Below are 22,892 nucleotides of genomic sequence, written 5' to 3'. Positions count from 1 at the left end.
ATTTAAAAATATTATTTTCCTTACTTTATTAACCAGCCTCTTTCTAGCATTTTTATTTCTCTTTATTATTTTAGATCAACGCTGGTTTAGCTATATAATTTTGGCTATATCTATAGCTATTATTGCTTGGTGTTATAAACGTTTTTCAACCGGTAAAAATGTCCTAATTTGGATTGCGTCCATTGTAGTCTTAATTTTGACATTAATTTATGGCAGACCTGACTTATCCGTTTCTTTTCAAGGGCATTATATTAATGAAACAACAAAATTTGACTATTTTACAGAACAGAGATTGACGAATGAAAGACGAACGTTTAATTCTGTGCCATATAGCTTTCAAAGTTGGGACCCACCTAAGACTTACGAAAATGAACAAATCCAACTGTCACAATCAAAAGGATATCTATTATCACAAAACGAAAGCTCATCAGATCACGTCATCTATCAATTGCATGGCGGCGCTTATATTAAACAATTTTCGAATCGTTACAATGAAATGGCCGTTCGTTACTCTAGTGTTTACAACGGTGCTGATGTATTCTCTCTTGATTATCGTACAGCGCCTGAGCAAGAGCATCCAGCGGCTTTAAACGATGCCATGGAAGGCTATAGGTGGTTGATCGATCAAGGTTATGAACCTGACGAAATTGTGGTAACAGGAGATTCAGCTGGTGGTGGGCTTGCCTTAGCGATGGGCTTAAAATTGCGCGATCAAGATCAACCATTACCAAGCATGTTCATATTGGCTTCACCATGGACCGATTTAGCAGCAAATGGTGATTCATATGAGACTAAAATTCAAGATGATGCGCTATTCGGATCGCCTAATCCAGATACCGCACCTGAGTACCCAGTTCCAGTCACTTATGCAGGGGATCACGATTTAACTGATCCATATTTGTCCCCTGCTTACGGAGAGTACAATCACTTTCCTCCTATCTTGATTCAAACAGGTCGTGAAGAGTTATTATTAAGTGATAGCCAGACCATCTATGAAAAAGCAAAAGCTGCCGGAACAACTGTACAATTCATCGAATACGAAGGTTTATTTCATAATTTTTATATTAGTCAGCCTGAAATTCCGGAAGGCCAAGAAGCTTGGAAACGAATCGAGTCATTTATTGAGGAACATAAATAATTATCTAAGTTTAATAATCATTTATGCGAGTTTAAACGTAACGCCATTCACCTATGTGAAAGTCAGGATTACAACCATACATTGGATAGCAGTTTCAGTGCTTGCTTACGGTTGTTATCGCCATAAAATTGAGGGATCACAAGCAATTCATCAGCATTAACTTTTTGAGCTAGCGTGTTTAATCCTTCTTTAACTTGATCAGGCGTTCCAATTACAACACGATCCCGGTTCTCTTGAATGCGCTCTATCTCTTTTGAAGTGAACCCACGCTCTATAGCTGTTTCGACGGAGGGCATATAGGGAGGTTGATCTTCAGATTCGACAGCCAACACCCATAAATCAAAGGTTTGAGCTAATGTCTCAGCCTCTTCCTCAGTATTGGCAATGACAACGAATACGCTCGCCATGACGTAAGGGCGTTTTTGTACCGAGGATGCTTTAAAACGTTGTCGGTAATCATCGGTTATATCACGGCCGTTTGCTTTTGAAGACGGTGCAAAATGAGCAAAGGCATAGTTCGCCCCAAGATCTGCCGCGACACGAGAACTACGGCCGCCACGACCGAGTAACCATATTTCGGGCATGGTATCGACTTGTGGTGTTGCTATTAATTCCGAAAATCGGTGATCTTCTTGGCTGTCATCGGTTAAATATTTATAAAGATCTTTCACTTGCTGATCAAATGATAAACGACTGCCACGTTCTTCATTTAATGCGCGATTAACCATCGGAAATCCTGGCGAACGGCCAATCCCTAAATCAATTCGATTCGGATGAAATGCTTCAAGCATACGGAAATTTTCCGCAACTTTATACGGGCTATAATGAGGTAACATAACGCCACCTGAGCCAAGTCGAATTCGATCAGTTTTCGCTGCTAACTGCATCATTAACATCTCTGGCGTACTTCCCGCGACCGAAAAAACATGATGGTGTTCCGCTACCCAATAGCGTTTAAAGCCTAGTGTATTAGCTAACTGGGCGAGCTCTTCTGTATGTAATAAAGCTTCACGAGCACTTGAGCCTTCAAAAATCGGTGAATAATCTAATATACTAATAGGAATCATGCTGTCACTCCTCTAATGATTAGCGTACCTCTATCATAAACTAGCATAAATCATTTTGACCAAAAAAAGCTTCTCATAGGATTTGTTTCCCATGAGAAGCTTTTTAGAAATGATCTAATTAGTCAGCTTGCATACCACCATCAACATTATAAAGTGAACCTGTCACAAAGGCTGCCTCATCAGATGCTAAGAATTTAACAACAGCTGAGACATCTTTCGGCGTACCAAAACGTCCGACTGGAATACCTTGTTTAATAGCTTCTGCCGCAGCATTCGGATCATCTGGGCTTAAGTTCTCTTGGATACCTGTCAGCATATTTGTATCGATTGCAGCTGGGGCAACCGCATTGATGCGTATACCATGACTTGCCTCTTCTAAGGCAGCTGTCTTCGTCATACCCGCTACAGCGTGTTTCGACGCGATATAACCGACCATATTCGCAGAACCGATATAAGCCGCATTCGACGCTGCATTAATAATCGAACCATAACCCTGCTTCTCCATTTGTTGAATGACATGTTTCATACCTAGAAAAACACCTGTTGTGTTGATGCCCATAATCTGTTCGAACGTATCCTTTTCGAGCTCTTTAATCGGTGTTGCAGGTCCAGCGATAGCTGCATTATTAAAGAATACATCAATAGACCCATAAGTCTCTACTGTTTCATCAACATACTGCTTCACTTCAGCTTCATTGGTAACATCCGCTTCAATCGTCAAAATCTTATCAGGCTGATTTAGCTTGTCCTTCGCATTTTTCAGCGCATCAGCACTAATATCTACTAGTGCAACATTAGCTCCATCATCTAAAAAAGCCTTAGCCGTTTCCATACCAATGCCACCAGCTCCGCCTGTAATTAAAACTGTTTTCCCTTGCATAAGACACCTCTCCTTTTTACTTTGGATTTAAACTAGTAATCTTGTAATCGGTTTCAATTCTACTTTAACAAAAACTTTTATACATTGTCGACAATTTTGAATTTTTAAATATTATTGGACCGTCCTAGATTATTAAACAAAGCGCTCAAATTGTTAAACAATCTGAGCGCTTTGTTTAATAAAGTTATCGATTTGTCTAATAATGTTTCGAGTTTGTCTAACAATGTTATGGGATTGTGAAACAAACTCACAACATTGTTAAACTTCCCCTTCTTTCAATGCATATCTAGCAAATTGTTTGGCTTCCTCAAAATTCACTTCAGCCAAAGCTTCCACAAACTTCGCAAATTGCTTATGAAATTGAATCATTGTTTCTTGATTCCACTGGACTTGAGCGAAAACATTTAAAATTTGATTCGCCTCATCATAAAATCGCATCAAAGCCTTGTTATCCGCTAAAACCATTACGTACCTTAGCATCAATTCAGCACTATGCTGATAATGAATCAAATCTTGGAGTCCATAATACGTCAGCACATCCTCATATAACTGTTGCCATTTTTCTTTATGAGTGTCATTCCATACTTTAGAAACACCCACAATACCATACTGTATGATATGGATCATAACTTCTACATAGTCTGAAATATCATCACGTGTAAATGATTTTACAATCGTTCCCTTTCGTGGAATACGATCGACAATGCCGTTCACTTGTAATAAATATAGAGCTTCACGAACAGGAGCTCGACTCGTTTCCAACTCTGATGCTATATTTTCTTCAACAATTTTATCACCAGAAACGAGTTCCCCTTTCATGATCTTCCGCAAAATTTCCTTACTTATCGATTGTGGTAGTGATTCTCTAAAGTAATCACCATGTTCTGATTGATGGTTAAACATGTTTTCTCCCCATTTATCATTGTTTATGGTCAGTATATCAAAATGAGTCAGTATTATTATAGAACCTATCCGAGATTAATCTAAATACACGTATAGCATCAATGACTGTTTTGATGATCAACACGTGTTTTGGTCGTTTATATATTTTAATAATTTAAAACCAATCACAACTAACTATTCATTTAACCACTCACTCATCACCTCTTGAGCTTCTTGATCCCGGAGAACACTAAAATGAGATAAGGCGTCTAAGATACTCACATCAACTAAATCATTGGAAGCAAAAACATCCTCATAAGCGCCCGCATGAAACGATTCATCATCTGAACCTGCAACAACGAGCGTCTCTTTATCCAATCTGTCGATATCAGACTGATAATCTGAACGTGGATGCATTGATGTTTGTAGGCGATAGTCATATCTCAACGTTTCTGTCCCATCTCGATAAACTTCAGGCATATTAAATGAAATGACAAATTGACCGTTCAAATAGGATAATCCCACTTGATTCAACATCGAAAGACCAATCATACGTGGTAAACTAACATTTGCCCAGCCGCTCTCACTATTATAAACCTCTGAATTATGATGAATATAAGGTGCCATTAATAAATATCCCGAAAAGTCATGTTCAGGATCACCACCCGCATAACGGATAACCGTGCCACCCCCACTCGAATGTCCACCAAGTATAACTTCTTGATCAGGATATTCTGTTTTCACTCCATCAATTAAATCATCTAAGTCGTCTTCAAGTTGCCCAATATAATTAACTTGCCCACGATTTTCAGGATTCGGTCCATGCCCCCGTATATTTGGCGTATAAACCGTAGCGACACCCGTTTCAGCCAAATGATCAGCAAGTGGAGCCAAATAACGACTGTGATAACCAGATCCATGCAACAGGATAAGGATTTGATCCGCTTCAGATGGGTAATGCCGATAAGATAATTCGATATCGTCACGCGCTTCATATGTTTCTAACTCGGGCACTTGCTCCTCCGAGATCTCCATTTGATTAAAATTCAAATCCGTTGCTTGATCTTTTGGTTCTTGAATGGGTCCTAATAGCGTTAAGCCGTGCGCAATCATTAAATAAATTCCCGCAGACGACAAAGCAACAATCACGATAACTTTCATGATTTTTTTAATTAAAATCAGCCCTTAAATAATTAATTTTTAATTATTCTGATAATATCATGTAGCATACATATACTCAATAAAATAAAATTATGATATGCTAAGGATAATAAGGAGGGTTTCTTAATGACTGAACAGCCCATAACGATTTACAATCACAAACAGCAACCCGTCACACTAGATGCGTTACGATTAACGAATTATGCCCGTGCGCAGATCATCGAAGCAATAGACAGCACACAACAATTATATTATTTATTTTTCTACAAAGGAAAATTTATTACTGCTAAAACAACCTCAACTCTTAAACGATTTTCCTTTATCGCAAAAGCCTTCAGCTACGGTCACGTCCATCACGCGCCTCATCCATTCATTAAAGCTTTTCTAGACGCCAATCCTACTATGAAAATGATTAATAACCAGCAATTACTTCGAAAACTCAACGACAAATACTCGAAGCATGATCAAGCCTACATCCTCACCATGTTTGAATCATTTATTAAAAAACAACAACTTTTCGACCATCTTAAATCTATGTTTTATGAAGACCGACGCGAAGGCCACCTATTTTCTGCTTACCAAACCATTCAAATTATGAAAGATTTCACCCCTAACCACAGCTTTGTTAAATCATTAATAAACGATCGTATTTTCAAAAAATATTTCACGATGTACCAAGACCAAAATGAAAAACTGTTCCAACAGGATGTTATTGAATCGGAAAAAATTATGTTCAATGATCCTGAGCAATATTTCAATTACTACATGGATCACCTTAAAGCTGAAGACCGAATAATTGAATTATCAATGCTCCAATATCATCAATTAAAAACCGCCCCTACAGAAGCTATCTTAAAAACCTTTGAAAAGAACTTTCCTAATGCGTTATCTGATGAAGACTTATTAAAACTTTATGATGAATTGGCTAGCTACAATTCATTCAATCCCCTTCAAAACCGTTTACTTAAAAAATGTATTGAATTTGGTCACCTCAACCAAATATCCAGCATCATTTTAAAACATGACCTTGATTTCAATGCTCAAGATGCAAAACAACTAACAGAGATCATCACTCGACAAACAGATCGCAAATTAACTGCTCACCCACAGGGGTTACAACGAATATTAATCAAATTAATCGATTTTAATTCATCCAATACAGACAGATTGTTATATCCTTTCGTCAGTGAATTACTCGGTCACTATGATTTAGATGAGCTTAACAAGTGGCTCGAGCCATTCCGTGAGTTGAATTCAAACGCAAATGTCTTAGCTAAATTTGACCGTATCTATGCCTTGAATAACGACTTAGACCATATTCAAACATTAGGCGAGTTATATTTCGACTTCAAACAGTGGGATCAAGCACTTGAATGCTTTAGCATGGCATCTGAATTAAGACCAGATGACTCGAAACCGTTAAAATGGTTATCAAAAACCTATCTTGAAAAAGGATTGAAGGCTGAATCAGAGGTCTATCAGAAAATGTATGTCGATTCACAAAAACAAGCTTATTAAAGGACTTAATCGCTTTCTATCAGCAACCTGTCCAATGTTATGTTACCATAATAAGTAACTTTATTATTGGAGGCACATCATGGAGAGGCTTGAACAAACCAATCAACCAACCATCCTTCAGAACAAAGCCATCATCTGGGGGCTTATTTTGACAATCACCTTGATATGGGGTTATGCATGGGTCCTGATGAAACAATCACTTAATTACATGGGCCCGTTTACATTTTCATCTTTTCGGTTCGGAACAGGGGCTTTAACACTCTTAATCGTGGTTTGGATCATCCGATTAGGTTTACCACCTAAACGGTATATCAAGCATTTGATCTTAATCGGTTTATTACAAACGACTATTGTTTTCACACTTGTCATGTTTGCATTAATGTTTGTGGATGCAGGAAAATCTTCTGTCTTACTATATTCCATGCCATTATGGAGCAGTTTATTGGCGGTGAAATTTCTAGGGGAACATTTAACGCGTTGGAAAATAGCTGGTCTCCTATCAGGGATGATTGGTTTACTTACTATTTTAGGTTGGGACATATGGCTCGGCCAAAGCTTAGAAGTCATAGTTGGTGAAATATTAATTATCATCAGTGCAGTATCTTGGGCTGTTGCCAATATTTATTATCGATTAAATGTGTCACACTTACCCAAAATCCAGTCATCAGCCTTTCAAATGTTATTCGGTGTACTTGGCATTTTTATTGCGACGTTAATCATGGAAAGTGGTCAACCAATTGATGTAAATAGCGTCAGTCTTTACTACATATTATTTACTGGAGTACTTGCCTCAGCACTTTGTTTCACGGTGTGGTATATCATCATGAATACAGTGGATATGGTAACAGCCACGATTTCAACATTGTTAGTTCCAATGTTCGGACTTATATTAAGTAGTCTTTTACTGAACGAGCAATTAACGATCGGTGTAACTACAGGATCAGCACTTATCTTATTAGGAATTGTTCTATCACAAATCACATTTAAATCGAGTTAGTTTGAGCAGCGCTGAGAATAATTCCAATAAAAAACGTGCCCGAAACAGCTTATCGTTTCGAGCACGTTTTTATTGGTTAAATAATACAACCCAACATCTTACCTAAAGGCAATAATCCTAATTCTGATCTTAGCAATAAATCCTTGCATTTCGAATTTATTTCTTCTTAGCTAACTCATCACGATCTAGTGCTCTTGGCGGTTCTTCCAACCACCCATGCTTAATCATAAGCTCAGCTCCATCTTCTGCATATAACAAAATTTCATGAAGTAACCTATCATATTGAACAACTAGGTCTCGTCTTGGACTCATGGACATACTTGCCCCATAATAAGCAACACCTACTGCAATTAATGTTGTTGTATAATACATCATAAGCTTATCTGAAAAAACATATGTGGTAGCATCTGTTACTTCTGTTTCAAATGATGAAGGCACATTAACATCACTTTCGCTCAAAATGGAACTAAATATGTCACAATGCTTTTGAGCAATTTCTTTACCACGCACACAAAATTCCCTAACTTCCTTTTTATTAGCAACCTGACTAAATCCTATCAACATAGCCGTTCCTAATGCATTACGTTGATAATTTCCATTCAAATTTGTAATTTCAGGGCCGGTCAGAGGTCGCTTATCCCCAAAATAACCACTTAAAAAATTCTGCTTTTTAACGAAATCTACTTCATCAGGTGTCGAAAGATAAGAGCCTTTATTATATACACCCTTTTCCAATAGCACGTCTTTTGCTTGTTTTAATAACTGATCAGACTCTGCCAAACACTCACTGAAAAAAGTATGAACATCTTCTCTAGGCGAATAAGGCAAGCTCATACTGTACGTATTTAATCCTAGAATTCCTAAGTGTTCAAGATAGTATAATACAAAAACATCTGAAAATAATCGCCCAGCTGTCAGATCCACATCCTCTTCAATTTTGAAACCATAAGGAACGGGGTAATTATCTCCATTGAAAATCTCTGTTATTTTGTCGAGATGTGACTGCGATAATGCGATTGCATGTTGTATAATAGGCTTGATATCGGTATCTTCGCATTTTTCTTCAAAGTATTTAAGTTGACAAATCGCACCACTATCGTTCATATAAGCGGTCCATAAGTTCGTGATCTCTGAAGCGGTTAATCGTAAATTCTGATTGTCTACTGCCATGCCAATACGCACTCCAATCCGTTGTAAATAAGACTGAACTTAGTGTTACCCAACTTAAAGCAAATAATAATAAAAGATTTAAATCACGACTGCATAAATCAAGCGATGTAAGTTAATCTTTATTACAAGAATTGAAGTTCTTTTAAATAACAGGATTTCAGTATTCAAAGAGCCAGAAGCATGATAAGCTTCTGGCTCTTTTGAATAATACAACCTATAGTTCTTTATGAATGGGATAAATGCTTCGGAATCGTACCATTTTCAATTCCCAACTCATCTAACCAACGACGGTAAGCAATTGTTAATGCATCTGATTTCAAGTGCATTTCAGCTTGTAAATCTAATGGGAGCAATTCCGGCTTTTGGCTTTCAACAATGTCTAAATCCTGATAAAAAATCGTATCTTGAAACTCACGGTAAGGCTCATCTGGTTGGTCCAGTTCATAATTTCGCGTTAACAACATAAATACTTGGCATTGTTCATCATCTAATTGGTTTACAGCTGTAAAAATCGTCAGTGCCTCATCCATGCCTTCAGTTGTTTTCGTAAACCGAGCAACCGTTGGGGTTAATATCTCATAAACATAATCTGTATAACCACCTTGACCACGACCATCAGCATCTGGTTGGTAAACAGGAATCTTACTCGTGATAAATCGACCATCCACAAAATTCACGTCATAATCAACGACTTCAGCATGATCAGCATCACCTAACATCCCTTCATGAACAAACATCAAATGAGACACATCAAGGAAATTTTCAATAATTCTTGGCGCATTCGCTTTTACATCATAAGGACCACAAATCACCGTACGATGGTCTTCTAAATCAAATTCAGGAAAGTCCACAAGTGCCTCTGGTGTATCGCCTAAGCAGACCCAAACAAGTCCTAAGTGTGTCCGGCAATGATAGACGACAGCTTTTGCTTTCTTAGGAATTGGACGCTCACACGGGAGTGCTGGAATTTTGACGCAAGCGCCAGTTGATTCATATTCCCACGCATGATAGGCACACACCAAACGGCCATCGACAACACTGCCTAATGATAATGAAGCCCCTCTATGGACGCACAAATCTTTAAAGGCATGCACACCTTTCTCATTACGAAATAACACAACAGGTTCGCCTAATACATGGACTTGTTTCGGTTCATCTGTCACCTCATCCACTTTACAAACAGGATGCCATTGATTCCATAATTTATCTTGCTGCATAATTCATCTCCCTTTCTGTTGTCATAACTTGATCATCCGATTTTTCTGGTAAGACAATATTTAAAACAAGTGCACTAATAGCGCCAACTGCCGTACCAGACGATACAATATACATAACGATATTCGGAAGCGAATTCGACACCTCAGCTGGTATAAGCACCGCAAACATGGCCATCATCACTGGCACACCAATCACAATCATATTCCGTTCAGTAAATGGCGAGTTTTTAATCACTTTAAAGCCGTTCATCATAATCACTACACATAATATTGCGAACACACCATTAATCACAACCCCTGGTATACTAGCGATCACATTCATAAATTTCGGCATCATACCTAGAGCAACTAAAATCATACCACCTGCTAGAATTGGTTTACGATTACGAACACCTGTAATCGCAATAATGCCAGCATTAGATGAGTAACCCGTCACTGGTGTACCACCAAAGAAAGACCCGATGAAACAACCTAACCCTTCACCAAACGCACCACCATTTAGGCGTTTATTATCTAACTCATGATCTGAGACTTCACTGACAGTAAACCATGTGCCAGTTGTTTCAATGACGACAATCACGTATATCAGCATCATAATTAGTATCGCATCCAATTCAAACGTAGGCGTTCCTAAGGCGAATACGCTTGGCAATGCGAACCATGATGATGAAGCAACTGAGGAGAAGTCGACTAATCCGAAGAATGAAGCAGTGATGGTTCCAATTCCAAGCGATAAAATAACCGATATTAATTTTATAAATTTAAACCGTGAAGCTTTTTTTTCACCGATATACATACTTCCAATTAATACTGCTGCTGTTAAAAAGGCAATAAAGAAATTAACGTTAAAACTGCCTTCCGCATTGTAAATCGAATCAATCGCACTCGGCATTAATGAAATGCCAACAACAACAATCACAGTACCTGCCACAATCGGCGGAATAAATTTCATAACTACTTTACTAAACAGCTTTAAAGGTTTACCTAATAAGGCGATCAATAAAGCACCTGGCATCAGACTTCCAATCATCACTCCCATACCTGATGTGGAACCTATAGCAGCTAATGCACTTAGTGGCACAAATGATGGTCCTTGCATGACGGGTAATTTCATCGCAAACCCTGCCTGAATTAACGTTGCAATCCCACACGCTAAGAATGTCATTTGAATTAATAATGCTGTATCACCTACTGATAACGACAATAACCCCGCTAAAATGATAGGAGGAATAAACAAATCCATTGCCAAAACATGTTGCAACCCGAGAAATAACGATTTTCCTGTAGAAGTAGCCTCTTCTCTTTCATGATTAGATACCGCATCATTCTTTTCATTTATTTGTTCCAAATAAACCCCATCCCTTCTTGACTTCTAATCTTAATAAAAAAGCTCGCCACACATACTTTTCTTCTGAAAAGCATGTACGACGAGCTGTATAACCTACACTTGTCCACGAATCAACATAGATAGACTACATCTTGTACTGCTTTTCATAGTCAGTTTATTTACGGTAAACTGGTAGAAACTCGCAGGCCATATCCCCGCTATTATATGAAAAACATATAGATCGAACCATTATTTAATTATTAAAAGTTCGTTAATTGAAGTTGAAAAACATTTTTTATTTCAACTAACAATTATAATTTAACAAAAACCGAATAATTAATCAACCATATATTTATAAAGTTTGTTTTTTATCTAACCCTTCACTAACCAAGTGCCACATCTAACTTCATCATAATCGTAAAACCGACAATCAAACTCAATGACGCTAAATCTTTATGTCCATTTTCATGGGATCCAGGAATCACTTCTTCAGCGACGACGAAAATCATCGCACCTGCTGCAGAACTAAGAGCGAACGGTAATAATGGTTCCATAATCGATACCGCTAAAACACCGACTACAGCTGAGATCGGCTCTACCATACCGGAAAATTGTCCATACATAAAACTTCTCCGGCGTGACATTCCTTCTCTTCGAAGCGGCATAGAGACAGCTGTTCCTTCTGGAAAGTTCTGAATTCCGATTCCGAGTGCTAACGTCACAGCACCTGCAAGTGATGTGGAGTCAAAACCACCTGCAACAGCCCCAAACGACACTCCAATCGCTAAACCTTCTGGAATATTATGAAGGGTAATCGCTAAAATTAACAAAGTACTTCGCTTTCTTTTAGTAGGATTCAAGCCTTCTGCATCTGTCATTGATGTATTAGGATGCAAATGTGGGATCAATTTATTAATCCCCCAAAGAAACAAAGCACCCATTAAAAAACCTGACGCAGCAGCTATCCATGCTGGCAAAGCATCGGATTCAGCCATATCAATAGCAGGTGCCAATAACGACCAAAAACTAGCAGCAATCATGACACCCCCAGCAAAACCTAACATGCCGTCGAGCAATTTTTGACTCATTGTTTTCTTAGTAAATACAAGCGCAGCCCCTAAAGCAGTCATCCCCCACGTAAATAACGTTGCAATTAATGCCTGCATTGCTGGGCCTAACGACATAAATAAATCAAACATTTTTATTCACTCCAAAACCTCATCTATCCTTTAATGATGATCGTGATTATGATGACTTTCTGTATCAAGTTGACACATTAACGAATCACCATGCGGGTGACCATCATTTTCTAACTGAATAGTCACGTGACCGATATTTTGCTGTTCTAAATGACGTTCGATTTGTCGAAGTAGTGATTGGCATTCACTAATCGATAAATCACCTTCCACAACGACATGACAGGACAATGCGTTTTGACCACTTGTTATACTCCAAACATGTAAGTCGTGAATGTTTTGAACACCATCGATCCGTTTAATCGTCTTAACCACTTCATCTAAATCAACATTTTTAGGTTTCCCTTCCATTAGGACATGGACCGATTCACGTGTCACTCTTATGCCACTTATTAAAACCAAGATAGCAACGATCACACTCGCAATAGGATCTGCCCAGCCCCAATCAAAGAAAATGATTAATAGCGCAGCCATGATAGCTCCTACAGAACCTAATAAATCCCCTAATACATGAAGAAATGCCGCTCGTAGGTTTAAGTTTTCTTCCGTGTCACCTTGCTTCATCAAAATCCAAGCGACTAATATATTAACTAATAAACCAGTAATCGCAATGATTAGCATACCTGTTGATGCGACTTCAGGTGGATTTAGAAAGCGTCCATAAGCTTCATAAAAAATATAAAACGCAATCAACACTAACGTTACACCATTAAATACAGCCGCTAATATTTCAAACCGTTTATAACCAAACGTCTTACTATAATCGGCAACTTTTTCACCAAAAGTAAACGCCAATAAGCCAACACCGAGTGATACAGAATCACTCAACATATGACCAGCGTCAGATAATAAAGCGAGACTATTGGTGATGAAGCCACCGATTGCTTCTACAATCATAAACCCAGTCGTGATCAAGAAACTAATTAATAAAGCCTTTTTATTGGCACCGTGTGTGTGATTATGATCGTGTCCCATTTCAATACCTCCAGCTTAAACAGTCGGACGAACTTAATTATGATTAGCGTGTTCAATCGTTTGTTCTAACATTTTCATCACATGTTCATCATCATGCGAATAATAAAGCGTTGTGCCTTCACGTCGATATTTAACTAAGCGTAAATTTTTTAAAAATCGAAGTTGATGTGACACTGCTGATTGCCTGAGTTCTAAAGCTTGCGCTATACCGTTCACAGAGTATTCCCTGTCAAAGAGTAAATGAAGAATTTGAATTCGGGTCGGATCACCAAGCGCTTTAAACGTTTGTGATACCACAAAAAGGGTCTCTTCATCCAAATCTTTATGATTAATATTTATATTGTGCTCATCTGTCATAAGGACCACCCTATTATTTATAATTATTATAACAGTATATGTTCATATAGTAATATAATAGGTGCTAAGATGTCAAAAATCGGTTTTATACATAATAAATCCTCTAGATGCCAACAGATTTGATATACTGGTTTGGTCATTATGATAAGACTTATAAGGATGATTATGAAAACGTTATTGAAAAAGTAGCAATGTAAATCGATAACCAACTAAAAAGCCACAATTAGAGCAAGTTCATTTAAATACAATGCTCAATAACGCTGCCCAAAATATGTCCATTTCTAGTAATAAATTTCTTATTACCAGACAAAACTAATCGCAAATAGATAGAAGGAGTGATATTATTTTGGATAAAAAGCTCAATTTAATTACAGGACTACTCATAACTAGCACATTGATTTCTATGGCCTTTAGTATTGTAATGCTTATACTAACAATTCGACATGATCAAAAAGTAACTGGAGAAAACTAAAAGTAGTCTTCAAGCGGTCATACTTTTTCAACTTACACCATTAGCCTCACATATATTTACATTCGTGATCGCCATTCATTATGAAGCCATTATTTATGAGAAAACATAGCTAATGACAAGTCTAATCAATTAATGTAAATCACAATCGTTATTTTCAACATGAATAATAAGTATATTTCCTGCAAATAATACCTGTGATAAATCCAAATAAGGAGTGTTTTACATTGGGTATTTTAAGCGGAAGTCAACAAAAAGAACCATTAAACTACGCTGAAGTTTATAGTCTTTGGAGCTACTTGTCTGTTGCAAAAGGAAATTCTGTATCCTATCAAGTCTTTTACAATCATGCAGGAGATCGTGAATTGAAACGCTTTTTGGAAGAACTCGAACAAGGTATCAAACAAGAAATTCAAGACATAGAGGAAATCCTAAAAGTGAACGGTGTTGTTCTCCCACCATCACCTCCTGAACGTGCTAGCGCTAACCTTGAGGATATACCAGTTGGAGCTCGAGTAAATGATCCAGAAATTAGTGCAGCCATTTCGATTAATATCTCTCAAGGTCTCGTCGCATGTAGTCAGGCTATCGGGCAATCTACCAGAGAAGATATCGCGATGCTTTTTGAACGACTCCACACAAATAAGGTTCAAGCAGGATCTAAAGCTCTTAGAATGAACAAAGATAAAGGATGGTTAGTCTTACCTCCGATGCATAAGAAATATGATTAAAGGATTCTAATACAAAAACCAGAGCATTTACTGCTCTGGTTTTTAAATATAATCCCATATCGAGTTATGTTCGTATTTATTTAAAAATACTTTATCATTTATAACATTTGTTCATTCATTTTTTGGTAAGTTCATCACGGTCTAATGCCCGAGGCGGTTCTTCCATCCATCCATGTTTAATCATAATTTTAGCCCCGTCATCAGCGTATTTTAATATTTCGGCAACTAATCTGCTATACATTGTACCAATATCCCTTCTAGGACTCATGGACATACTTTCGCCATAATAACCAATACTAAGCGAAATTAAAGTTGTTGCATAAAATAACATCTTCCGATCAGAAAAAGTATATGTGGTTGAATCAGTTACCTCAGTATCCAAAGACATCGGACTAGGTAAATCGTCATCTCTAAGAATTGAACCAAATGCTTCACAATGCTTCTGTGCAATTTCCTTTCCTCTTCGCAAAAACTTCACGACATCATCATTTTGTGCGACTTGACTATACCCCATCATGGTAGCACTACCAAGTGCATTTCTTTTATAATTGGCATATAAATTGGTGATTTCAGCACCTATCAAGGGTCTTTTTTCTCCAAAAAACCCTGATAAAAAACTCTTCTTTTTAACAAAATCAAACGATTCTGGATTCGGGAGATAAGGAGACTTAACATACAACCCCTTTTTCAACAATAAATCATTAGATTGTTTTATAAGATGATCTGATTCACGCAGACATTGGCTAAAGAATTGGTATACATCGTCTCTTACCGCTAAAGATATGGCGGCTCTATATGAATTCAAACCTATTTTCCCTAATTCATTAAGCATATTTAAACAATAAGTATTAGAAAACAGTCTTGGTGCAGCTTCATCAACGTCCTCATCTAATTTAAAGCCGTGTGGAATAGGGTAACCTTCTTGCGTAAATATGCTTTTTATGGTTTCAATTTGTGAAATAGAAATATCTAAAGTATGTTGAATAATCTGTTTAATTTCAGCATCATCAACAATATTCAAGTAATATTGTAAATGACAAATGGAACCACTTTCATTCATATATGTATTCCATAAATTCGTGATTTCTGCTGATGTTAATTTAAGGTTATTGTGTTGTGCTGAATCCATTACCTTCACTCCTCAATAATGCTTATTCTAATCATCAGTCTGCCCAAATCGTTTCTCTTATATGTGAAAAATTTTGGTCTATAGGAAGTAAATAGAGTGAATTGTTCAATTAGAAAGTGGACTAAAGGAAGGAAATCATTACCCACACCCTAGCTTAAACAATGCTAATTATGATTAGAGTATTCAAGCTTTCGTTCTAACATTTTCATCACATATTCATCATCATGTGAATAATATAACTTCGTACCCTCTCGTCAATATTTCACTAAACTTAATTTTTCAAAAATCGAAGTTGATGTGACATCATTAATTGTCCGATATTTAAAGGTTGAGCTTTTTTATACAATGAATATTAACTGTTAAGTAACAGATGAAAAACCTGAATTCTAGTCGGCTCATCAAGTGGCTTAAACGTTTGCGAAAAAACAAATTACATTGCATTATCTAAAGCCTCATGATCATTATTTATATTTTGTAATTAGCCCTAAGGGGATTATCCCTTATAAATATGCTTACATTCGTATATATTCATGTTCTAACCCTAAATGGTTGTTTTATCAACTAAAGCCTGGCATCATGTAGCTTTTCTAATCATTTAAATAAAAGTTTTGAAAATCTTACATTTCCCCCAAAATTTTTTCATAAAATCCTTAAGAGGTGATATGTGTGGCAAGAGTTGCTTATACAGAGAGTGATATTGATTTAATTGCAAGAATGATGAGGGCAGAAGCTGTAGGTGAAGGAAAATTAGGAATGCTTATGGTTGGAAATGTCATTGTTAATCGAGCACGAGCTAATTGTTTAGATTTTGAAGATTTAAGATCTATACGTGACGTGATTTTCCAAGTTCAAGGTGGAAATTATTCTTTTGAAGCCGTGCAAGCAGGTAATTTATTTTACCAATCAGCAAGAGAAGCAGAAAAAAGATTAGCACGACAAGTTATCGAGTATTGGAGACAACAACCTGCTCAATATGCGCTTTGGTATTTTAACCCGTACGGTGAGTGCCCGCCTACATGGTTCGGTCAACCCATTACAGGACGATACAAAGAACATTGTTATTACGAACCACAAGCTAATACATGTGAAAGTGCTTATCGATATTAACAGCTCACCCCACAATGAGTGGGGTGAGCTGTTTGATTGTTAGCTAAATTAAAAACTCACAAACATTGACTAATCAACATTTGTGAGTTCTATAAAGTTTCTTAAAAAGACTTTATTTAATTAATAATACCGGTGGCCGGGCTCGAACCGGCACTCCACGAGGGAACGTGATTTTGAGTCACGCGCGTCTGCCAATTCCGCCACACCGGCATGGACACGTTTTTTACGTGCATTAACCATAATATGACGAATTGGCTTGTTTGTCAAGATACTAAAAGCACTCAAATTTACAATTCATCAAATCCATTATCATCCGACACTTTTGTGTATTGACGCGACTTTTGCTCAAAGAAATCGGATTTGCCTTCATCGGCGTCTTTATAAGCTTTGATCCACTTAAGCGGATTATCATGCACATCCGGAAATGGAACAGGCACACCCATTAACTTACAACGTTTATTCGCTGTATATTGAATGTATTGTTCTAATTCATCCATATTGATCCCGTCAATTTTATTACCTATAATATGTTCGCCCCACTTCACCTCAAGTGCTGCCGCCTCGCGAAATGTATCCGTCACAAATTGCAGATTCTCATCTGTATTCAGTTCTGGATTTTCGTTTAACGTTTCTTTAAAAATATGAGCAAACAGATTCACGTGTAATAGTTCATCACGATTAATATAGTTAATCATCGTACTCGTTGATACCATCTTTTGATTACGAGCTAAATTATAGAAAAACGCGAACCCTGCATAGAAAAACAATCCTTCTAAGACGACATCATATACGACCGATTCTAAAAATGCCTGTGGTGATTTCTCCTTAACGAATCGTTCATATCCATCGGCGATAAATTGATTCCGTTCAATTAGGATCTCATCATGCTTCCAATACTCAAAAATCTCATCCTGTTCTTGTTTGTCCACAAGGGATGACAGGACATATGAATAGGACTGGTTGTGAACGACTTCTTGAAACGATAATACTTGCATGAGCGCTGCAAGGCTTGAATCAGTTAAATAATCTGCGACTTTTGCAGAATAATCCGTTTGTACAGAATCTAAAAACGCCAATAACCCAATAATTTTTTTAAATGATTCGCGTTCATCTTCAGTTAATTCAGGCCACTGTTTTTGGTCATTCGACATATTGATTTCAAACGGCGTCCAGAAGTTAGCTAGCATGTTTTTATACATGGGATAGGCCCATTTAAACCGTACGTCATCCCAATTAAGCACATTAGAACTTTCACCATTAATAATCCCAGTTGACTTATTAGGTGCATTAAGATCATATAATTGTCGTTCATGCATAGTTTGTTCCATGATTAGCCTCCTTTATGACTCACAGCTCACGCAATCTTCAATGTCTGAAGACGTTGAACGTGTATAGTACGTCGTTTTAAAACCTGATTTCCAAGCTAACATATGCAAATCGAGCAATTCTTTCGCTTTAATCGTATTGCGTACATAAAAATTAAACGAAATCGATTGATCAATATGTTTTTGTCGTTTGGCGTTTTGTTCAATTGTCCACTGGTGATCAATGTCATAGGCCGATTTATAATACCAAACTGTTTTCGGACTTAAATCAGGCGCCGTCACTGGAATCTTGTAGTCTTTCTTTTCTTCCGAATAAAACTTTTTGAAAATGGGATCAATGCTCGCCGTACTACCTGCAATAATGCTTGTACTCGAATTCGGTGCGACAGCCATTAAATAGCCATTTCTAAGGCCATACGTCTGCACGTCATGTTTCAACTGGTTCCATGCATCACTTGTATAACCTTTATGGTCAAAATAACGTCCGTCATGCCATTTTGAGCCATTGAATAATGGATAAGCACCCTTCTCTTGTGCTAGCTCCATACTCGCTTGAATCGTTAAATAGGCAATCTTCTCATATAACTCATCCGCAAACTCAACAGCTTCTTCAGACTCCCAGGCAATTTTATTTAGAGCGAGTAAATGATGATAACCAAACGTTCCTAATCCTACCGCACGGTATTTTTGATTCGTCATTTGTGCCTGCAGGACAGGAATATTATTTAAATCAATCACATTATCTAACATACGGACTTGAATTGGAATTAAACGCTCAAGGACGTTAGCAGGAACCGCTTTACCTAAATTAACACTCGATAAGTTACAGACAACAAAGTCCCCAGGCGATTTCGTCACAACAATTTTGCCGTCTTCCGTATGTTGCTCATCGACGGTTGTCGCACTTTGGTTCTGCATGATTTCAGTACAAAGGTTTGAACAATAAATCATGCCAGCGTGACTATTCGGATTTTGCCGATTCGCCTCATCACGGTAAAACATATAAGGCGTACCAGTTTCTAGCTGACTCACCATAATCCGTTTCATCACGTCAATCGCAGGAACCGTCTCTTTTGTTAGATCAGGATGGTTCACACACGCTTCATACTTTTCTCTAAATGACCCAGCACCTTGTTCTTCATCATAATAATCTTCTAAACTAAAGCCCATCACATCTCGAACTTCATGTGGGTCAAACAAATACCAATTTTCACGTGCCTCCACTTTCTCCATGAAAAGATCAGGCAAACTCACGCCTGTAAACAAATCATGCGTACGCTGACGCTCGTCACCATTATTTAATTTCGCATCTAAAAACTTAAATATATCCTGATGCCAGATATCCAAATAAACCGCAATAGCACCCTGACGTTGACCGAGTTGATCAACACTAACAGCCGTATTATTTAATTGCTTCATCCATGGCATCACACCACTTGAAACACCTTTGAATCCTTTAATCGAACTGCCATGCGAACGAATTTTACCTAGATAAACGCCAATACCTCCACCATTTTTTGATAGGTTCGCTATGTCCGTATTCGAATCATAAATCCCTTGCAAACTATCATCGACGGTATCGATAAAACAGCTCGACAATTGGCCATAAGATTTACCTGCATTTGCTAACGTCGGTGTGGCAACCGTCATATAAAGATTGCTCAATGCCCAATATGCTTCTTCAACCCATTCCATACGTTTCGATTCCGGCTCGTTCATCATTAACGTCAATGCAATCGTCATAAAACGTTCTTGAGGCAATTCATAAACGCGTCCTTCATGATCCGTTGCTAGATAACGATCGGCCAGTGTTCGTAGTCCAATATACGTAAAGTAGCGATCTCTTTCAGGATCAATCATGTTCTCAGCTTGCTTCAGTTCTTCAGCCGTATATGACGTTAAAATATCACCACTGTAAATTTGTTTTTGGGCTAGTACATGTTGTAAGTCATGATAAGAACCATAACGCTCTCTCGCTTCGTATTCTCTGTTTTGTCCTGCTTCTTTATATAGTTGCTCTAAGTAAATATTGGCACATACAAATGTCCAGTCAGGTTCCTCTGGGCTAATTAAATCGAGACCTCTTAACAACAACTCATTTGTTATTTGTCCTTTAGTCACTTCATCCTTGCTGCCAATAGCCGTCAACACTTTTTCTTCGTAAGGCTCTACGTCTAAATGATCGTATCCCCTGGTTACTCGTTTAATAAATCCTCGTAAACGTTCCTCTGAAAATGATTCCTGATTTTGTCCCGTGACCACTTTCGTTGCTTCTTTAGTTACGGTATTCATTCTGTCACGCCTCCCTAAACAAAAAATTCGCTTTCAACGGGGTTGAAAGCGAATAAAACGACCTATATGACAATAGTAGGATTCTTTACCTACTGTAATCACCTGTGTCGTTCCATTCTCTTTCACCCCGAAGACAATGTAACTCGGCTCATACAGACAGGTCTCCTGACTCACGCTTCACTTTACTCTGGACCTTCCCTTATAAGCAGCATTGACTAATCTTATAAAGTGGCGATCCCATTTCATCCACGTTTACAGTTGCGGGGGCAGTTTTGGATTTTCACCAAATTCCCTTTTAAGCCTAATAAAGGCATCCGCATAAGCTGAATACAATATGTAGTTTAAATTTAAATAAAATCAACTATATATAGAGTTTATCTAACAATGATTTAAAACACAAGAGGTTTTTAATACTTTTTTATTAAGCATTTTAAAGTTAAATCATCTAGTTGCAGATTATCTTAGAACAATAATAGTTAAAATACGCACTCAGACCCGCTATGTATACCCAACAACAAGTTCAAAGTAAATTATAATAAAAAAAAGCTGATAAACAGATTGTCTACCAACTTGGCTTATGTAATCATATAAAAATTTTTGGAGGCGGCAACCGGATTCGAACCGGTGATAAAGGTTTTGCAGACCTCTGCCTTACCACTTGGCTATGCCGCCATCTGAAGCGGATTATTCGAGAAGTCTAAAACTAAAAAAATGGAGCGGAAGACGGGATTCGAACCCGCGACCCCCACCTTGGCAAGGTGGTGTTCTACCGCTGAACTACTTCCGCTAGTGGCTGGGCCAGTAGGATTCGAACCTACGCATGACGGCACCAAAAGCCGTTGCCTTACCGCTTGGCCATGGCCCAATATCAAATGGGGCGACCGGAGGGATTCGAACCCTCGAGTGCCGGAGCCACAATCCGGTGCGTTAACCTCTTCGCCACGACCGCCATATGGCAGGGGTAGTAGGAATCGAACCCACATCAAAGGTTTTGGAGACCTTCGTTTTACCATTAAACTATACCCCTATAAGTGGTGGAGGGGGACGGATTCGAACCGCCGAACTCTGAGAGAGCGGATTTACAGTCCGCCGCGTTTGGCCAACTTCGCTACCCCTCCAAAACAAATGGTGGCTCGGGACGGAATCGAACCGCCGACACACGGATTTTCAGTCCGTTGCTCTACCGACTGAGCTACCGAGCCATATGTAATACTATTTAAATTTAAATGGCGGTCCGGACGGGACTCGAACCCGCGACCTCCTGCGTGACAGGCAGGCATTCTAACCAACTGAACTACCGGACCTTTGGTTGCGGGGGTAGGATTTGAACCTACGACCTCCGGGTTATGAGCCCGACGAGCTACCAGACTGCTCCACCCCGCGATTTTGTCTGTTTTTTCACTTTGAAAACAGATTAACTTTTCAAACATGACACGTTTATTAGTTTACGTTTTTTTAAAATGAAAGTCAACTAATAATTTCAATGGTGGAGGATGGCGGGCTCGAACCACCGACCCCTTGCTTGTAAGGCAAGTGCTCTCCCAACTGAGCTAATCCTCCGGTCAAGAATGACCCGTACGGGACTCGAACCCGTGTTACCGCCGTGAAAGGGCGGTGTCTTAACCGCTTGACCAACGGGCCGTATAATTAATGGCGGAGAGCGAGGGATTCGAACCCTCGAGACCGCGGTAGCGGCCTACACGATTTCCAATCGTGCTCCTTCGACCACTCGGACAGCTCTCCAAAAAAATGGCTCCAGCGGCAGGATTCGAACCTGCGACCAATCGGTTAACAGCCGATTGCTCTACCTCTGAGCTACGCTGGAATATTTTCAACTGTCCTTGAAGGAGAATTGATCAGCCCGGCGGCGTCCTACTCTCGCAGGGGAAGAACCCCAACTACCATCGGCGCTAGAGAGCTTAACTGCTGTGTTCGGCATGGGAACAGGTGTGAC

General features: G+C 38.4%; 18 protein-coding genes, 14 tRNA genes, 1 rRNA gene and 2 riboswitches. Of the genes, 5 read left to right on the top strand and 28 right to left on the bottom strand.

Annotation, left to right across the window (positions count from 1 at the left end; all coding sequences use genetic code 11):
- The first annotated feature begins 196 nt into the window (after positions 1-196).
- Positions 197-1,138 carry an alpha/beta hydrolase gene (locus J2S77_RS09210; protein ID WP_306976669.1) on the top strand — a complete coding sequence of 314 codons (942 nt, stop codon included), beginning with the start codon at positions 197-199 and terminating at the stop codon, positions 1,136-1,138.
- A gap of 68 nt (positions 1,139-1,206) precedes the next feature.
- Here the strand turns inward: J2S77_RS09210 and J2S77_RS09205 are convergent, their stop codons facing one another.
- The 4 genes from J2S77_RS09205 to J2S77_RS09190 all read right to left on the bottom strand — a co-directional run bounded on the left by J2S77_RS09205 (position 1,207) and on the right by J2S77_RS09190 (position 5,080).
- Positions 1,207-2,205, bottom strand: coding sequence for an LLM class flavin-dependent oxidoreductase (locus J2S77_RS09205; protein ID WP_306976668.1), 999 nt, complete (start codon positions 2,203-2,205; stop codon positions 1,207-1,209).
- Positions 2,206-2,323: 118 nt separating this feature from the next.
- On the bottom strand, positions 2,324-3,085 hold the full coding sequence (locus J2S77_RS09200) for an SDR family NAD(P)-dependent oxidoreductase (RefSeq protein ID WP_306976666.1): 762 nt from the start codon (positions 3,083-3,085) through the stop codon (positions 2,324-2,326).
- Between the two features lie 258 nt (positions 3,086-3,343).
- On the bottom strand, positions 3,344-3,988 hold the full coding sequence (locus J2S77_RS09195) for a GntR family transcriptional regulator (RefSeq protein ID WP_306976664.1): 645 nt from the start codon (positions 3,986-3,988) through the stop codon (positions 3,344-3,346).
- A gap of 174 nt (positions 3,989-4,162) precedes the next feature.
- A complete protein-coding gene (locus J2S77_RS09190; protein WP_306976662.1) occupies positions 4,163-5,080 on the bottom strand; it encodes an alpha/beta hydrolase in 918 nt (305 codons plus the stop codon).
- 174 nt (positions 5,081-5,254) lie between these two features.
- On the opposite strand from J2S77_RS09190, the gene J2S77_RS09185 reads away from it, so the two are divergent.
- Positions 5,255-6,646 carry a tetratricopeptide repeat protein gene (locus J2S77_RS09185; protein WP_306976661.1) on the top strand — a complete coding sequence of 464 codons (1,392 nt, stop codon included), beginning with the start codon at positions 5,255-5,257 and terminating at the stop codon, positions 6,644-6,646.
- A 79-nt stretch (positions 6,647-6,725) separates the two neighbouring features.
- Positions 6,726-7,643 (top strand): DMT family transporter, encoded by a 918-nt coding sequence (locus tag J2S77_RS09180; protein WP_306976658.1) that lies wholly within the window; start codon positions 6,726-6,728, stop codon positions 7,641-7,643.
- Positions 7,644-7,799: 156 nt separating this feature from the next.
- Here the strand turns inward: J2S77_RS09180 and J2S77_RS09175 are convergent, their stop codons facing one another.
- From J2S77_RS09175 to J2S77_RS09150, 6 genes are all read right to left on the bottom strand, one after another.
- On the bottom strand, positions 7,800-8,813 hold the full coding sequence (locus tag J2S77_RS09175; RefSeq protein ID WP_306976657.1) for a DUF3231 family protein: 1,014 nt from the start codon (positions 8,811-8,813) through the stop codon (positions 7,800-7,802).
- A gap of 224 nt (positions 8,814-9,037) precedes the next feature.
- Positions 9,038-10,030: an aromatic ring-hydroxylating dioxygenase subunit alpha gene (locus J2S77_RS09170; protein ID WP_306976655.1), complete on the bottom strand. Its 993-nt coding sequence runs from the start codon at positions 10,028-10,030 to the stop codon at positions 9,038-9,040.
- A complete protein-coding gene (locus J2S77_RS09165; RefSeq protein ID WP_370871812.1) occupies positions 10,017-11,378 on the bottom strand; it encodes a nucleobase:cation symporter-2 family protein in 1,362 nt (453 codons plus the stop codon). The genes J2S77_RS09170 and J2S77_RS09165 overlap by 14 nt, the downstream gene beginning before the upstream one ends.
- A gap of 126 nt (positions 11,379-11,504) precedes the next feature.
- A riboswitch (purine riboswitch) is annotated at positions 11,505-11,606 on the bottom strand.
- A 134-nt stretch (positions 11,607-11,740) separates the two neighbouring features.
- Positions 11,741-12,556 (bottom strand): ZIP family metal transporter, encoded by an 816-nt coding sequence (locus tag J2S77_RS09160; RefSeq protein ID WP_306976653.1) that lies wholly within the window; start codon positions 12,554-12,556, stop codon positions 11,741-11,743.
- Positions 12,557-12,586: 30 nt separating this feature from the next.
- A complete protein-coding gene (locus J2S77_RS09155) occupies positions 12,587-13,528 on the bottom strand; it encodes a cation diffusion facilitator family transporter (protein ID WP_306976651.1) in 942 nt (313 codons plus the stop codon).
- A 33-nt stretch (positions 13,529-13,561) separates the two neighbouring features.
- Positions 13,562-13,885, bottom strand: coding sequence for an ArsR/SmtB family transcription factor (locus J2S77_RS09150; RefSeq protein ID WP_306976650.1), 324 nt, complete (start codon positions 13,883-13,885; stop codon positions 13,562-13,564).
- A 696-nt stretch (positions 13,886-14,581) separates the two neighbouring features.
- On the opposite strand from J2S77_RS09150, the gene J2S77_RS09145 reads away from it, so the two are divergent.
- Positions 14,582-15,085, top strand: coding sequence for a DUF3231 family protein (locus tag J2S77_RS09145; RefSeq protein ID WP_306976648.1), 504 nt, complete (start codon positions 14,582-14,584; stop codon positions 15,083-15,085).
- Between the two features lie 115 nt (positions 15,086-15,200).
- Here J2S77_RS09145 and J2S77_RS09140 read toward each other — a convergent pair whose 3' ends face one another.
- Positions 15,201-16,214 carry a DUF3231 family protein gene (locus tag J2S77_RS09140; protein WP_306976645.1) on the bottom strand — a complete coding sequence of 338 codons (1,014 nt, stop codon included), beginning with the start codon at positions 16,212-16,214 and terminating at the stop codon, positions 15,201-15,203.
- A gap of 666 nt (positions 16,215-16,880) precedes the next feature.
- Here J2S77_RS09140 and J2S77_RS09135 point away from each other — a divergent pair.
- The gene (locus tag J2S77_RS09135; RefSeq protein WP_306976643.1) at positions 16,881-17,321 is read left to right on the top strand and encodes a cell wall hydrolase; all 441 of its coding nucleotides are present in this window, start codon (positions 16,881-16,883) and stop codon (positions 17,319-17,321) included.
- Between the two features lie 127 nt (positions 17,322-17,448).
- On the opposite strand, the gene J2S77_RS09130 is transcribed toward J2S77_RS09135, so the two are convergent.
- The 17 genes from J2S77_RS09130 to rrf all read right to left on the bottom strand — a co-directional run.
- Positions 17,449-17,531: transfer RNA gene (locus J2S77_RS09130), tRNA-Leu, on the bottom strand.
- Between the two features lie 77 nt (positions 17,532-17,608).
- The gene (locus J2S77_RS09125) at positions 17,609-18,649 is read right to left on the bottom strand and encodes a ribonucleotide-diphosphate reductase subunit beta (RefSeq protein WP_306976640.1); all 1,041 of its coding nucleotides are present in this window, start codon (positions 18,647-18,649) and stop codon (positions 17,609-17,611) included.
- A 12-nt stretch (positions 18,650-18,661) separates the two neighbouring features.
- The gene (locus J2S77_RS09120) at positions 18,662-20,938 is read right to left on the bottom strand and encodes a ribonucleoside-diphosphate reductase subunit alpha (protein WP_306976638.1); all 2,277 of its coding nucleotides are present in this window, start codon (positions 20,936-20,938) and stop codon (positions 18,662-18,664) included.
- A gap of 138 nt (positions 20,939-21,076) precedes the next feature.
- Positions 21,077-21,271, bottom strand: a riboswitch (cobalamin riboswitch).
- Positions 21,272-21,536: 265 nt separating this feature from the next.
- Positions 21,537-21,610: transfer RNA gene (locus J2S77_RS09115), tRNA-Cys, on the bottom strand.
- A 40-nt stretch (positions 21,611-21,650) separates the two neighbouring features.
- Positions 21,651-21,725 (bottom strand) — tRNA-Gly (locus J2S77_RS09110).
- A 3-nt stretch (positions 21,726-21,728) separates the two neighbouring features.
- Positions 21,729-21,803: transfer RNA gene (locus J2S77_RS09105), tRNA-Gln, on the bottom strand.
- Positions 21,804-21,811: 8 nt separating this feature from the next.
- Positions 21,812-21,887: transfer RNA gene (locus tag J2S77_RS09100), tRNA-His, on the bottom strand.
- Positions 21,888-21,891: 4 nt separating this feature from the next.
- A tRNA-Trp gene (locus J2S77_RS09095) sits at positions 21,892-21,965 on the bottom strand.
- Between the two features lie 5 nt (positions 21,966-21,970).
- Positions 21,971-22,056: transfer RNA gene (locus tag J2S77_RS09090), tRNA-Tyr, on the bottom strand.
- A gap of 8 nt (positions 22,057-22,064) precedes the next feature.
- Positions 22,065-22,140, bottom strand: a tRNA-Phe gene (locus tag J2S77_RS09085).
- A 25-nt stretch (positions 22,141-22,165) separates the two neighbouring features.
- A tRNA-Asp gene (locus tag J2S77_RS09080) sits at positions 22,166-22,242 on the bottom strand.
- A 2-nt stretch (positions 22,243-22,244) separates the two neighbouring features.
- Positions 22,245-22,321 (bottom strand) — tRNA-Met (locus tag J2S77_RS09075).
- A gap of 101 nt (positions 22,322-22,422) precedes the next feature.
- Positions 22,423-22,498, bottom strand: a tRNA-Val gene (locus tag J2S77_RS09070).
- A gap of 9 nt (positions 22,499-22,507) precedes the next feature.
- Positions 22,508-22,579 (bottom strand) — tRNA-Glu (locus J2S77_RS09065).
- 10 nt (positions 22,580-22,589) lie between these two features.
- Positions 22,590-22,681, bottom strand: a tRNA-Ser gene (locus J2S77_RS09060).
- A gap of 7 nt (positions 22,682-22,688) precedes the next feature.
- Positions 22,689-22,763 (bottom strand) — tRNA-Asn (locus tag J2S77_RS09055).
- A 34-nt stretch (positions 22,764-22,797) separates the two neighbouring features.
- Positions 22,798-22,892 (bottom strand): 5S ribosomal RNA (gene rrf / locus J2S77_RS09050); the annotation flags it as partial.

This window comes from Alkalibacillus salilacus, assembly GCF_030812915.1.
Taxonomy (GTDB): domain Bacteria; phylum Bacillota; class Bacilli; order Bacillales; family Alkalibacillaceae; genus Alkalibacillus; species Alkalibacillus salilacus.
This window is presented reverse-complemented; position numbering and strand designations above follow the sequence as displayed.